General features: G+C 73.7%; 10 protein-coding genes and 1 pseudogene. 3 read left to right on the top strand and 8 right to left on the bottom strand.

Annotated elements, in window-relative coordinates:
* Positions 1–8 precede the first annotated feature (8 nt).
* Entirely contained in the window at positions 9–929 is a 921-nt protein-coding gene (locus tag WBK50_RS06705) for an NADP-dependent oxidoreductase (protein WP_341339321.1), read from the top strand.
* 115 nt (positions 930–1,044) lie between these two features.
* On the opposite strand, the gene WBK50_RS06700 is transcribed toward WBK50_RS06705, so the two are convergent.
* The 4 genes from WBK50_RS06700 to WBK50_RS06685 all read right to left on the bottom strand — a co-directional run bounded on the left by WBK50_RS06700 (position 1,045) and on the right by WBK50_RS06685 (position 6,455).
* On the bottom strand, positions 1,045–1,791 hold the full coding sequence (locus WBK50_RS06700; RefSeq protein WP_341334749.1) for a DivIVA domain-containing protein: 747 nt from the start codon (positions 1,789–1,791) through the stop codon (positions 1,045–1,047).
* A gap of 137 nt (positions 1,792–1,928) precedes the next feature.
* Positions 1,929–2,411 carry a pantetheine-phosphate adenylyltransferase gene (coaD, locus tag WBK50_RS06695; RefSeq protein ID WP_341334748.1) on the bottom strand — a complete coding sequence of 161 codons (483 nt, stop codon included), beginning with the start codon at positions 2,409–2,411 and terminating at the stop codon, positions 1,929–1,931.
* Positions 2,408–2,989, bottom strand: a complete 582-nt coding sequence (gene rsmD, locus WBK50_RS06690; RefSeq protein ID WP_341334747.1) for a 16S rRNA (guanine(966)-N(2))-methyltransferase RsmD — start codon at positions 2,987–2,989, stop codon at positions 2,408–2,410. Before rsmD ends, coaD begins: the two co-directional genes overlap by 4 nt.
* A gap of 88 nt (positions 2,990–3,077) precedes the next feature.
* Positions 3,078–6,455: a pyruvate carboxylase gene (locus tag WBK50_RS06685; protein WP_341334746.1), complete on the bottom strand. Its 3,378-nt coding sequence runs from the start codon at positions 6,453–6,455 to the stop codon at positions 3,078–3,080.
* Positions 6,456–6,683: 228 nt separating this feature from the next.
* On the opposite strand from WBK50_RS06685, the gene WBK50_RS06680 reads away from it, so the two are divergent.
* Positions 6,684–7,502, top strand: a complete 819-nt coding sequence (locus tag WBK50_RS06680) for a hypothetical protein (RefSeq protein ID WP_341334745.1) — start codon at positions 6,684–6,686, stop codon at positions 7,500–7,502.
* A gap of 53 nt (positions 7,503–7,555) precedes the next feature.
* Here the strand turns inward: WBK50_RS06680 and WBK50_RS06675 are convergent.
* Positions 7,556–9,714 (bottom strand): annotated as a pseudogene (locus tag WBK50_RS06675) (ATP-dependent DNA helicase RecG).
* Positions 9,715–9,791: 77 nt separating this feature from the next.
* Complete coding sequence (locus tag WBK50_RS06670; protein ID WP_341334744.1) at positions 9,792–11,447, bottom strand: DAK2 domain-containing protein; 1,656 nt, start codon at positions 11,445–11,447, stop codon at positions 9,792–9,794.
* A gap of 133 nt (positions 11,448–11,580) precedes the next feature.
* On the opposite strand from WBK50_RS06670, the gene rpmB reads away from it, so the two are divergent.
* The gene (gene rpmB / locus WBK50_RS06665) at positions 11,581–11,772 is read left to right on the top strand and encodes a 50S ribosomal protein L28 (protein ID WP_297499029.1); all 192 of its coding nucleotides are present in this window, start codon (positions 11,581–11,583) and stop codon (positions 11,770–11,772) included.
* Positions 11,773–11,963: 191 nt separating this feature from the next.
* Here rpmB and WBK50_RS06660 read toward each other — a convergent pair whose 3' ends face one another.
* Both WBK50_RS06660 and WBK50_RS06655 read right to left on the bottom strand, forming a co-directional pair.
* Entirely contained in the window at positions 11,964–12,644 is a 681-nt protein-coding gene (locus WBK50_RS06660) for a uracil-DNA glycosylase (RefSeq protein ID WP_341334743.1), read from the bottom strand.
* Positions 12,644–13,168: a gamma carbonic anhydrase family protein gene (locus WBK50_RS06655; RefSeq protein ID WP_341334742.1), complete on the bottom strand. Its 525-nt coding sequence runs from the start codon at positions 13,166–13,168 to the stop codon at positions 12,644–12,646. Before WBK50_RS06655 ends, WBK50_RS06660 begins: the two co-directional genes overlap by 1 nt.
* Positions 13,169–13,254 lie beyond the last annotated feature (86 nt).

Raw genomic sequence — 13,254 nt, 5'->3', positions numbered from 1 at the left:
TGAAGGCGATGACGTACGACCACTACGGCGACCCCGACGTCCTCGAGGCCACCGAGCTTCCGCGGCCGAAGGTCGGGCCCGACGAGGTGCTGATCAAGGTTCGGGCCGCGTCCGTCAACCCGGTCGACTGGAAGGTGATGGCCGGTGGCCTCGACGCCGTGCTGGAGATCGAGTTCCCCGCGATCCCCGGGTGGGACGTGGCGGGGGTCGTCGAGGAGGCCGGGTTCGACACCCCCGAGTTCTCCGTCGGCGACGAGGTGATCGCCTACGCCCGCAAGGACTGGGTGCACGGCGGGACGTTCGCCGAGTACGTCTCCGCCCCGGTCCGCACGGCGGCCCGCAAGCCCGCCGCGCTCGACTGGGACCAGGCCGCGGGGCTGCCGCTCGCGGGCCTGACGGCCTACCAGCTGCTCACCCGGCTCGGCACCGGCAAGGGCGACACGGTGCTGGTGCATGCCGCGGCCGGCGGGGTCGGCGCGCTCGCCGTGCAGATCGCCCGCGTCCTCGGCGCCCGGGTCATCGGCACCGCCTCGCCCGCCAACCACGACTTCCTGCGCTCCCTCGGCGCCGAGCCCGTCGAGTACGGCGACGGCCTCGCCGAGCGCGTCCGGGAGCTCGCACCGGACGGGGTCGACGTGGTCGCGGACTTCGTCGGCGGCGTCCTCGACGTCACCCGGGCGGTCCTCGCCGAGAACGGCCGGCACGGCTCCGTCGTCGACGCCACGGTCGCCGAGGCGGGCGGCCTGTACTGCTGGGTGCGCCCGGACGCGGCCCAGCTGCGGCTCCTCGCCGGCCTGGCCGACGCCGGGGAGCTCACCGTCCCCGTCACGCGCGTCTTCCCGCTGGCCGAGGCGGCGGACGCCTTCCGCCTCAACCAGCAGGGCCACGGCCGCGGCAAGATCGTCGTCCGGGTCGCGCCGACGGACTGAGCGGTCACCCCTCGGCGGCGGGCCGCAGCGTGGCGGCCTCCTCGGCCGGCCCGTCCCGGCCGGCAACGAGGCCGACGTGTGCAGTACGGACGGCGTTGGTCCCCGCCCGCGACGATCAGTCGATCAGGTCCATGCCCGTGCCGGAGCGCCCGCGCAGCGCGGTCACCGGGGACCCGCTGGGCGAGCCGGTCTGCCAGAGCTGGCTGCGGCCCTGGCTCACCGTCCGCAGCGCCTTGCCGAGGGTCTCCTCGAACTCGGCCAGCTTCGCGTCGACGTAGCCGTCGCACTCGCGGCGCAGCCGCTCCGCCTCGTCCTCGGCGCTGTCGACGATCCGGGCGGCCTCCTGCTGCGCGACCCGGAACACCTCGGTTCCCGAGACGAGCCGGGTCTGCTCCGCCTGCCCGTCCGCGACGTAGCGGTCGTGCGCGGCCCGACCGGCCTCGGCGAGGCGGTCCGCGTCGTACCGGGCCCGGTCGGTGAGCTCCGCGTACAGCCGGCGGCCCTCGGCGACGGCCAGCTCCGCCTCGTGGCGGGCCTCGGCCAGGGTGCGCTCGGCCTCCTCGCGGGCCTCGGCGACCATCCGCTCGGCCTCGGCGCGGGAGTCCGCGAGCGTCTCCTCGGCCTCCGTGCTCGCCGCGGAGCGCGTCTCCTCGGCCTCCCGTTCGGCCTCGCCGACGATCTCGTCCCGGCGGTCCAGGACGTCCTGGGCGTCGTCGAGCTCGCCCGGCAACGCCTCCCGGACGTCGTCGAGCAGGTCGAGCACGTCACCACGCGGGACGACGCAGGTGGCGGTCATGGGGACGCCGCGCGCCTCCTCGACCACGGTCACCAGCGCGTCGAGCGACTCGAAGACCCGGTACACGTAGGGGATCCTCTCACCGCCCTGCGGCCGAACGCTGTATTGAGCCCTGCCCCAGCGTGTCAAGTTCCGACCGGGTGATCGACAGGTGTGGAGCGCTTCGCGACCGGGTAGGGCGTCGAGCCCCCGCCCGGCCGTGCTCAGGAGCGCTCGGCGATCCGGTCCAGCAGCTGGCGGTGGACCAGCTCAGGCAGCAGGTGTGCGACGTCGCCGCCGTAGGTCGCGACCTCCTTGACCAGCGAGCTGGACAGGAAGCTGAACTCGGGGTTCGTCGACATGAACAGCGTGTCCACACCGGACAGCCGCTGGTTCATCTGCGCCATCTGCAGCTCGTAGTCGAAGTCCGTGACGGCGCGCAGGCCCTTCACGATCGCCCGGATCTCGTGGGTGCGGCAGTAGTCCACGAGCAGCCCGTGGAAGGAGTCCACCCGGACGTTGTCGTAGTCCTGGGTGATCTCGCTGAGCATCGCGATGCGCTCGTCCACCGTGAACAGGCTCTTCTTGCTCTTGTTGATCAGCACCCCGACGACGACCTCGTCGAACAACCCGGCCGCCCGGCCGATGATGTCGAGGTGCCCGAGGGTGGGGGGATCGAACGAGCCGGGACAGACCGCGCGCCTCATCGCTGCGCCTCAGCAGGCATGGGCGGACGGTAACAGCCGCCGACGTGCAGCACGGTGTCCCCGTAACGACGCTCACGCACCCCTTCGAGGGGTTCGGGCCACGGGAAGTCCCGCGACCGGCGGGCCCGCTCGACCACGACCACCGCGTCGTCGGCGAGCCAGCCGCCGCGGTGCGCGGAGGCGAGCCAGCCGGCGATCTCGGCGTCCGTCACGGCGTAGGGCGGGTCCACGAGCACGACGTCGTAGGCGCGGTCCGCGGGCCCGGCGAGGACCGTCCCGGCGGTGCCGTGCCGCACGGTCCCGCCGAGCCCGAGCTCCGCGACGTTGCGGCGCAGCACCGCGGCGGCCTTGCGGTCCGACTCGACGAACGTGGCGTGCGCGGCCCCCCGGGACAGCGCCTCGAGCCCCAGCGCGCCGGAGCCCGCGCACACGTCCAGGACGGCCGCGCCGTCGAGGCCGGGATCGTGGGAGAGCGCGCTGAACAACGCCTCCCGCACCCGGTCCGACGTAGGCCGGGTACCAGCGGCAGGCACCGCCAACCGCCGCCCCCCGGCCACCCCGGCGATGATCCGCGTCACGACTTCCCCCGCCCCTGCGCGTCATGGGCCACGACGCGGTTTCGGTGCCCATTTTTCCGCGTCGTGGCTCCATGGTGCGGCCCGGGGGTCACTCGATCTCTAGGAGGAGGTCCCCGCCCTCGACCTGCTGGACCTTGCCGATCGCCAGCCGCGCGACCGTGCCGGAGCGCTGGGCGCTGATCGAGGCCTCCATCTTCATCGCCTCGATCGTCGCGACGGTCTGCCCGGACTCGACGGACGCGCCCTCCTCGACCTGCAGCGTCACCACGCCACCGAACGGCGCCGCGACGTGGTGGTCGTTGCCGCGCTCCGCCCGCTCCGCCGCCTTGACGTCCGTGGTGATCGACTCGTCGCGCACGGACACCGGGCGCAGCTGCCCGTTCAGGGTGGCGAGGACGGTGCGGTAGCCCCGCTCGTCCGCCTCGGAGATCGCCTCCAGCTCGATCAGCAGCGTGACGCCCTGCTCGAGGGTCACGGTGTGCTCGAGGTCGGGCTCCAGGCCGTAGAAGAAGTCCTTCGTCGAGAGCACGGACGTGTCGCCGTAGTGCTCGCGGTGGGTCTCGAACGCGCTCGTGGGGGCGGGGAACAACAGCCGGTTGAGCGTCGCCCGGCGGTTGTCCCGCAGTCCGCGCCGGTCCTCGATCGACAGCTCCGGAGTCTCCGCCTCGGGCGAGCGGCCCTCCAGCGCGCGGGTGCGGAAGGGCTCCGGCCAGCCGCCGGGCGGGTCACCCAGCTCGCCGCGCAGGAACCCGATCACCGAGTCCGGGACGTCGAACTTGCCCGGGTCGGACTCGAAGTCCGCCGCCTCCACGCCCGCGCCGACCAGGTGCAGCGCCAGGTCCCCCACGACCTTCGACGACGGCGTGACCTTCACCAGCCGGCCCAGCATCCGGTCCGCCGCGGCGTAGAGGTCCTCGATCAGCTCGAACCGGTCCCCCAGCCCCAGCGCGATCGCCTGCTGACGGAGATTGCTCAGCTGCCCGCCCGGGATCTCGTGGTGGTAGACGCGTCCGGTCGGCGACGCCAGCCCGGACTCGAACGGCGCGTAGACCTTCCGCACCGCCTCCCAGTACGGCTCCAGGTCCGCCACCGCCTGCAGGCTCAGCCCCGTCGCCCGCTCGGTGTGGTCCGTGGCCGCGACCAGCGCGGACAGCGACGGCTGGCTGGTCGTGCCGGCCATCGACGCGACCGCCGCGTCCACGGCGTCCACCCCGGCGTCGATCGCGGCCATCAGCGTCGCGAGCTGGCCGCCCGCGGTGTCGTGGGTGTGCAGGTGCACCGGCAGGTCGAACCGCTCCCGCAGCGCCGTGACCAGCGTCCGCGCGGCCGGCGGGCGCAGCAACCCGGCCATGTCCTTGATCGCCAGCACGTGCGCGCCGGCGTCGACGATCTGTTCGGCCAGGCGCAGGTAGTAGTCCAGGGTGTAGAGCTTCTCGTCCGGGTTCGACAGGTCCGCGGTGTAGCAGAGCGCCACCTCCGCCAGCGCGGTCCCGGTGTTCCGCACGGCCTCGATCGCCGGGCGCATCTGCGCGATGTCGTTGAGCGCGTCGAAGATCCGGAAGATGTCCATCCCGGTCTGCGCGGCCTCGGTGACGAAGGCGTCCGTGACCTCGGTCGGGTACGGCGTGTAGCCCACCGTGTTCCGCCCCCGCAGCAGCATCTGCGTGCAGATGTTGGGCACGGCCTCGCGCAGCGCGGCCAGCCGCTCCCACGGGTCCTCGGCCAGGAAGCGCAGCGCGACGTCGTAGGTCGCGCCGCCCCAGCACTCCAGGGACAGCAGCTCCGGCGCCGTCCGCGCCACGTACGGGGCCACCGCGAGCAGGTCCCGGGTCCGCACCCGCGTGGCCAGCAGGGACTGGTGCGCGTCGCGGAACGTGGTGTCCGTGACGGCGACGGCGGTCTGCTCCCGCAGCCGCCGCGCGAAGCCCTCCGGCCCGAGCTCGCGCAGGAGCTGGGCGGACCCGGCGGGCGCCTCCGCGTTCAGGTCCACCGACGGCAGCTTGTCCACCGGCTCGACGACCTCGGGCCGCGGCCCGTTCGGCCGGTTCACCGTGGTCTCGGCGAGGTAACTCAGCACCCGGCTGCCGCGGTCCGCGGACGGGCGCGCCTTGACCAGCTGCGGGCGCTCCTCGATGAACGACGTCGTGACCGCGCCGGCCTGGAAGTCCGGGTCGTTCAGCACGGCGGCGAGGAACGGCAGGTTCGTCGAGACCCCCCGGATCCGGAACTCCGCGATCGCCCGGCGGGCCCGGCGGGCGGCGTTGGCGAAGTCGTGGCCGTTGCAGGTCAGCTTGACCAGCATCGAGTCGAAGTGGGCGGAGATCTCCGCGCCCGTGTGGACCGTGCCGCCGTCGAGCCGCACCCCGGGACCACCGGCCGAGCGGTAGGCCGAGATGGTGCCGGTGTCCGGACGGAAGCCGTTCGCCGGGTCCTCGGTGGTGATCCGGCACTGCAGGGCCGCGCCCGAGAGGGTGATCTCGTCCTGGGTGAGGTGCAGCTCCGGCAGGGTCATGCCGGACGCGATGCGCAGCTGCGCGATGACCAGGTCCCGGTCCGTGACCTGCTCGGTGACCGTGTGCTCGACCTGGATGCGCGGGTTCATCTCGATGAAGACGTGGTTGCCGCGCTCGTCGACGAGGAACTCGACGGTCCCCGCGTTGACGTACCCGATGGCCTTCGCGAAGTTCACCGCGTCGGTGCAGATCCGCTCGCGCAGCTCCGGGTCCAGGTTCGGCGCCGGCGCGATCTCGATGACCTTCTGGTGGCGGCGCTGCACCGAGCAGTCCCGCTCGTAGAGGTGCACGACGTTGCCCGCCGAGTCGGCGAGGATCTGGACCTCGATGTGCCGCGGGTTCACCACGGCCTGCTCGAGGAACACCGTGCCGTCGCCGAACGCGGACTCGGCCTCGCGGCTCGCGGCCTCGATCGAGTCCCGCAGGTCCGCGGGCTCCGCGACCCGGCGCATGCCGCGGCCACCACCACCGGCGACCGCTTTGACGAAGATCGGGAACCCGATCTCCTCGGCCGCCGCGACCAGCGCGTCGACATCCGTGGTCGGTTCCGACGAGGCCAGCACCGGCACGCCCGCCTCCCGCGCGGCGGCGACCGCGCGGGACTTGTTGCCCGTGAGGTGCAGCACGTCCGCGGGTGGCCCGACGAAGACGATCCCGGCGTCCGCGCAGGCGGCGGCCAGGTCGGGGTTCTCGGACATGAAGCCGTAGCCGGGGTAGACGGCGTCCGCGCCCGCCTTGCGCGCAGCCTTGATCACCTCGTCCACCGACAGGTAGGCGCGGACGGGGTGGCCCGCCTCGCCGATCTGGTACGACTCGTCCGCCTTGGCCCGGTGCAGCGAGTTCCGATCCTCGTACGGGAAGACCGCGACCGTCGAGATCCCCAGCTCGAACGCCGCCCGGAATGCCCGGATCGCGATCTCGCCGCGGTTGGCCACCAACACCTTGCTGAACATCGAGCTCCCTCACCCACGCCGGCCCGCCCGGACCGCGGTGGCGGCAGGGCGGGAGGAACGCGGGAAGACTCGCACGGCGTCCGGCGAGCGTCGAGCGCTGTCCCGGGTCCGGGATCGACTCACGCTCGTCGGGGGCACGCTGAGGAACCCCTGAGACCTGCACGGCCGACCGGGTTCATTCCGCCTCGATTCCGTGCCGCCGCCACCCGTCGGGGGTACCAAGGAGTCATGAGACCGCGTCCACACGGGCACCGGCAGGGCCATCTGTACCCGCGGTGGGAGGGGCCGGGCGAGCGCGCGGCCCACCAGGTTCGGCGCGCCGCCCGCGGCCGGAACGGACACCACGGACCGTACCGCCACCGCGGCGCCTTCCCCGCTCCCTTCGTGATCATCCCGTTGTTGTTCATCGTCTCGGGTGCCGGTGCGAACGGCGTGCTGCTGCTCGGCCTGATCCCGATGATCCTCCTGCTGATGGTCGGGGTGTCCGTGTACCGGGCCCGCTCCCTGTTCACGGCGCCGGCGCCGTTACCCCCGCGCACCGCGCCCTCGACGCCTCCCCGGCCGGCGTGGGACGCCGCCCGTGCCCGATTCGACGCGCTGCGCGTCGACTACGCCGCGTACGAGTGCGACGCGATGGAGGTCCTGCGGCTGCCCGCGCTCGCGGACGTGTCGGTGCCCAGCACCGGCCGGTTCGTCGAGGCGTTCGCCGAGGCCCAGGCCCTGGACACGGACGCCCGCCCGCCCGACGGCCACGCCCGGAAGTTCATCGCGGCCGTGGACCGGGCCGAGCGGGCCTGGCAGGCGGCCCGGGACGCGGCCGAGCGGATCCGGCACTCCGCGCTCTCCCCGGACGAGCGGGGCAGCGTCGAGCGCGTCCTCAAGCTCCTGACGACGGCGCGGGACTCGGACTCCGAGGCCGAACGGCTCACCGCATACGCGATGGCCCGCAGCGAGCTCGCCAGGCTGGAGCGGACCGGGGTGGTGCGCCTGCCGCGGACCGCGGTGGCGGCGCTCGACGAGGCGGCACGGGGCGCGCTGCCGGGCTAGGCCAGGGCTAGGCCCGGCGGCCCTGCTGGGGTCTCCTGCTCGGCGGCCGGCGGTCACGCCTTGGCGAGGTACTCCGCCTGGTCCTCCCCGACCGTCTCCTCGACGAGCGCGCGCAGGCCCGGGTGCCTCTCCAGGCCCGGGTCCTCGATGAGGAGCTTCCCCGCGTAGTCCCGGGCGCTCACGATCACCTTCTCGTGCCGGACCAGGGACAGCAGCCGCAGGCCGGAGCGCCGCCCGGACTGCGTGGTTCCGACGACGTCCCCCTCCCGGCGCAGCTCCAGGTCCAGCCGGGCGAGCTCGAAGCCGTCCGTGGTGCCCGCGACCGCGTCGAGGCGTTCCCGGGCCGTGGTGCCCGCGGGCATGTCCGTGACCAGCAGGCAGACACCCGGCGCGGAGCCCCGGCCGACCCGGCCGCGGAGCTGGTGCAGCTGGGACAGGCCGAACCGGTCCGCGTCCAGGATCACGATCCCGGTGGAGTTCGGGACGTCGACGCCGACCTCGATCACGGTGGTGGCGACCAGCACGTCCAGCTCGTGACGCTCGAAGGCGCGCATGACCGCGTCCTTCTCCTCCGGCGGGAGCTTGCCGTGCAGGATGCCGATCCGCAGGCCTGCGAGCGGCCCCTCGGAGAGGCCCGGCGCGACGTCCAGGACCGCGAGCGGGGGCCTCCTGGTGGAGCCGTCGTCGGAGTCCGCACCGATGTCCGGGTCGTCGGTGTCGATCAGGTCTGCGTCCTCGGGGTCCGCGGCGCGCTTCTTCCCCGTCGCCGTGTCCCCGCCGACCCGCGGGCACACGATGTAGACCTGGTGCCCGGCGTCGACCTCCTCGCGGACCCGGGCCCAGACCCGCGCGAGCCAGGCCGGCTTCTCCCCGCCGGGACGACCGTCGTAGCGATCGGGGACCGGCCCTTGGGCAGCTCGGTGAGCGCGGAGATCTCCAGGTCCCCGTAGACCGTCATGGCGACGGTCCGCGGGATCGGCGTGGCCGTCATGACCAGCAGGTGCGGGGTCCGCTCGCCGCGCCCGCGAAGCGCGTCCCGCTGCTCGACGCCGAAGCGGTGCTGCTCGTCCACCACGACGAGGCCGAGGTCTGCGAACCCGACCGTGTCCTGGATCAGCGCGTGGGTGCCGACGACGATCCCGGCCTCCCCGGACTGGGTGTCCAGCAGCGCCTGCCGCTTCTCCGCGGTGGTCATCGAGCCGGTGAGCAGGGTGATCTTCGTGGAGTTCTCGGCGGCGTCCAGCTCGCCGCCGCGGCCGATCGGGCCGAGCATCGCGCGCAGCGACCGGGCGTGCTGCGAGGCGAGCACCTCGGTGGGCGCGAGCATCGCGGCCTGCCGGCCCGAGTCCACGACCTGCAGCATCGCCCGGAGCGCGACGATCGTCTTGCCCGCGCCGACGTCCCCCTGCACGAGCCGGTTCATCGGGAGCTCGTGCGCGAGGTCCTCGGCGATCTCCGCCCCGACGGACTTCTGCCCGCTGGTCAGCGGGAAGGGCAGCACGGCGTCGAACGCGTCGAGCAGGCCGCCGGGGCGGTGCGGGCTGGCCGCGGCGGGGCGTTCCAGGGCCTTCTCCCGGCGCAGGGCCAGCGCGAGCTGCACGCCGAACGCCTCGTCCCAGACCAGCCGGGCGCGGGCGGCGTGGTAGTCCGCCTCGGTCTCGGGGACGTGGATCCGGCGCAGCGCACGGCCCAGCTCGGGCAGCTTCTCGGCGCGGCGGATCTCCTCCGGGAGCGGGTCCGTGGGGTCGTCCAGCACGTCGAGGGCAGCCCGGGCGCACCGCGCGATCTTCCAGGAGTCCACCCCCTTCTTCGCCGGGTAGACGGAGATGAAGGGGCGGATGCCGTCGCCGTCGTCCAGCGGCTCGAACTCCGGGTGGGTGAGCTGCAGGACGACCTCGTTGCCCTTGCGGTAGGTGCCGACCTTCCCCGAGAAGATCATGGTCTTGCCGACCTCGATCATCCCCTTGAGCTTGTGGGCGTTGAAGAACGTGCAGTCCAGCGTGCGGCCCTTGCCGTCGACCAGTGTCACGTTCATCAGCGACCCGCGGCGCGTGCGCATCTGCCGGGTGGAGACCTTGTCGATCCGCGCGACCAGCGTGGCCTGCTCGCCGATCTCGAGCCCGGCGATGTCCGTGAGCGAACCGCGCGCGACGTAGCGGCGCGGGTAGTGCCGGACCAGGTCCCCGACCGTGTGCAGGTCCATCTTCGCCATCAGCTTCGCCGACGCACCGCCGATCGCCCGCTCCAGGGGCGAGTCCAGGTCGATCTCGTCGGGATCCTTGTGCGCGCTCACTCCACCCCCAGGACCAGTGGGAAGTCCGTCTGCCCACCGCGGAACACCGCCACGTCGACCTCCGGGTGGGTGCGCCGGAGGTCGTCGGCGAGCCGGGTGCCCAGCTCCTCGTCCGCCTCGGCGCCGAGCAGCGCGGTGACGAGCTCGCCGCCCGGGGTCAACATGCGGTGAGCCAACCACAGGGCACCGACATTCAGATCCGGGGCGATCAGCACGACCTCGCCGTCGGAGAGCCCCAGCACCTCGCCGGGCGCGCAGCGACCCACCCACGTCAGGGCCTCGGACTCGGCGACGACCAGTCCCCCGGTCCGCGTCCCGGCCGCCGCCTCCGCCATCGCGACCACGTCGTCCCCGGCCCGGCGCTCCGGATCGTGCACCGCGAGAGCGGCGAGGCCCTGCGGGACCGACGACGTGGGCACCACGACGACCTCCTGTCCGTCCGCCCGGGCGGCCGTCGCGGCCTGCTCCGCGACGGCGGTCAGCTCGCGGTCGCAGGCCAGCACGGTGACGTGCCGGGCGCGGGTGCCCGCGAGCGCGGCCGCCAGCTCGTCGGCCGGGACGGAGCGCCGCGGGGAGACCTCCAGGACGTCCGCACCGGCCTCCCGGGCCAGCTCCGCGGCGCCCGGTCCGGTGGTGAGGAACAGGACCGCACGGCCGCGGGCGAAGCGGCCGGTCGGGTCCGCGCCGGAGGGGGCGTCCTGGACCGCGAAGCGCATGACGGTGATCCGGTGCGGCCGGCCCGCCCCGATCCCGGCCTCGACGGCGGCGCCGATGTCCGTGCAGTGCACGTGCACGTTCCAGAGGCCGGTGCCCCCCGGCGTCCCGTCCCCGACGATCGCCACCGAGTCCCCGACGGCGAGCAGGGCGCCGCGCAGCTCCGCGACCCGCACGTCGTCCGAGTCCTCGAGCAGGTACATGACCTCGTACTCGTGCTCGGCCGAGCCGCTCTCCCGCTCGGTCGTGAGCGCCTCGCGGCCACGGGGCGCCGGCGCCGTGTCGCGGACCCGTTCCGGCAGGTGCGAACGGGCGGTGGGGGCGACACCCGTCAGCGCCTCCACCAGCGTGTCCAGCACGACGACGAGACCCAGCCCGCCGGCGTCGACGACCCCGGCCCGGGTCAGCTCCGCGAGCTGGCCGGTGGTCTCGCGCAGTGCTGCGTGGGCGGCGTCCGCAGCGGTCGCCGCCACCTCGCCGTCGTCGGGGGAGGGGCAGCCGACCGCGGCCTTCGCCGCCGCGGACAGCACGGTCAGCAGCGTCCCCTCGCGGGGGCACGCGACAGCGGCCGCGGCGAGCCGCTCCGCCCGGTCCAGGGCGTCCGCGACGTGGGGTCCCTCACCCTCGACGAGGGCCTCGGCGAAGCCGCGCAGCACCTGGGACAGCAGCACACCGGAGTTCCCGCGCGCGCCGACCAGCGCACCGCGGGCGAACTCGCCCGCCGCGATGGCAGGAGGATCCGCCGGGCCGTCCTCCCGGCGGCCCCGCCGTAGCGCATCGGCCGCGGAGCGCATCGTGAGCAGCAGGTTCGTGCCGGTGTCGGAGTCCGGGACCGGGAAGACGTTGATCCGGTCGATCTCCGCGCGGTGCCGTTCCAGCGCCGCGACGGCACCCGCGGCCCACCGGCCGAGCAGGTCGGTGTCGAGGATGGGGGGCACGGGAGGCACCCTAGTCATCGCGCCGGCCGAGCCCCGTGTGCAGCGCGTCGGAGCGGGCGGTTACCCTTGACCTTCATGCGCCCGGGGTCACCCGGGCGAGTTGTGATCACCTACGAACCGAGGAGTGTCCGACGTGGCTGCCGTCTGTGACGTCTGCGGCAAGGGTCCGGGCTTCGGCATGTCCGTCTCGCACTCGCACCGCCGTACCAACCGCCGCTGGAACCCGAACATCCAGACCGTGCGCACCCTGAACTCCGGCGGAAACCGCGAGCGCAAGAACGTGTGCACGTCGTGCCTGAAGGCCGGCAAGGTCGCGCGCGCCTGACGCGACCCCTTCTGCTCGACAAGGGCGGCCCCTCGACCACGAGGAGCCGCCCTTGTCGCGTTGTGAAGCATCGCGTCGTGGAGCCACGACGCGGAAGAGCAGGCGTCCGGAGCACGTCATGGGGCCATGACGCGCGGCCGCCTCGCGGTCCGCGTCGGACACCCGCAGTCCGGCCTGCCCACGGGGCGAGCCTAGGGAAGTTTCCAGTCCACCGGCTCGCCGCCGATCTCCTCGAGCAGGTCGTTCGCCCGGCTGAACGGGCGCGAGCCGAAGAAGCCGCGGTCCGCGGACATCGGGCTCGGGTGCGCGGACTCGATGATCGGGACGTCGACGAGCAGCGGGGCGAGGTTGCGCGCGTCCCGCCCCCACAGGATCGCCACCATCGGATCCGCGTCCCGCTCGACCAGCGCGCGGATCGCCTGCTCGGTGACCGCCTCCCAGCCCTTGTCCCGGTGCGACCCCGGCGAGCCCGGCTCCACGGTCAGGCACCTGTTGAGCAGCAGGACACCCTGCTTCGTCCACGGCGTCAGGTCGCCGTTGGACGGCAGCGGGTGGCCCAGGTCCTCCTGGTACTCACGGAAGATGTTCATCAGCGAGCGCGGCAGCGGCCGGGTGTCCGCGGACACCGAGAACGACAGCCCGACGGCGTGCCCGGGCGTCGGGTACGGGTCCTGGCCGACGATCAGGACGCGCACCTCGTCGAAGGGCTGCTGGAAGGCGCGCAGCACGTTCGCCCCGGCGGGCAGGTAGCGGCGCCCGGCGGCCAGCTCGGCCCGCAGGAACTCGCCCATCTCGGCGATGACGGGGGCGACGGGCTCCAGGGCGCGGGCCCACCCGGCCTCGACGACCTCGGCGAGCGGCTTGGCGGCCATCAGACGTCCAGCCTGCGCAGCTCGGCGTGGAACCGCTTCCCGCGCTGGACGTAGGAGTCCACGGCGTACTGGAACCGTCCCTCCGGCACCTCGTAGCCCTCGCGGATCTTGGCCGGGATCCCCAGCGCCATCCGCCGTGCCGGCACGTGGGCGTTCGGCGAGACGACCGCGCCCGCGGCGACGATCGCGCCCTCGTCGATCCGCGACCCGTTGAGCACCACGGAGCCGGACGAGATGAGCACGCGGTCCGCGATGGTGGCGGCCTCGATGTGCACGTTGTGCCCCACCGTGCAGTCTGCGCCGATGATCGTCGGCTGGCGCAGGGTGGTGTGGATGATCGAGCCGTCCTGGATGCTGGTCCGGGCACCGACCTCGATGTAGCCGTCGTCCCCGCGGAGCACCGCCGTCGGCCAGACCGAGGCCTCCGCCCCCAGCTTCACGTTCCCGATGACGACCGCGTCCGGGTGGACATAGGCGTCGGGATGGATGTCCGGTTCGACGTCGCCGAGCGCGTAGATGGCCACGCTCGGAGCGTACGGCGGGGGGCTCCGCCACCGGCCCGGGGGTTCCGCGCGCGGTGCGGTCGTTCCGCGCGCGTCCCGCCACGCGC

Source organism: Pseudonocardia sp. T1-2H (genome assembly GCF_038039215.1).
Taxonomy (GTDB): domain Bacteria; phylum Actinomycetota; class Actinomycetes; order Mycobacteriales; family Pseudonocardiaceae; genus Pseudonocardia.
This window is presented reverse-complemented; position numbering and strand designations above follow the sequence as displayed.